General features: G+C 78.2%; 1 pseudogene. It reads right to left on the reverse strand.

What is annotated here, in order from left to right:
* Positions 1-326, reverse strand: a pseudogene (locus IF28_RS0135850) (hypothetical protein); the annotation flags it as partial.

Here is a 326-nt window from a genome sequence, read left to right on the forward strand (position 1 = left end):
CGTACAGGGCGAGCCGGGTCAGCGGCATCACGGTGAGATCCGCCTTCGGCGCCGGGGCGCCGTGCCGTCCGGCCGCCGCCCGCCGCTCCTGGGTGCGCAGCCGCTCCAGCCGGGTCATCCCGGGCGCGGCCCGCTTCAGGAACACCTCGCGCTTCATCCCGTGCTTCGCGGCGACCCCCTCCGCCACCGAGAACGGCAGCTCGGCCACGGCCCCCTGCTCGTAGTGGGCGCGCCGCCAGGCGTCGAGCAGCCCGTGCTCGTAGCGCGGCAGCCGGCCGGGCCGGAACAGGAACGCCCCGACCTCGGCGAGCGGCCCGCCCCCCCCC

Origin of the sequence: Streptomyces sp. NRRL WC-3626 (assembly GCF_000718785.1) — a bacterium.
GTDB lineage: Bacteria > Actinomycetota > Actinomycetes > Streptomycetales > Streptomycetaceae > Streptomyces > Streptomyces edwardsiae.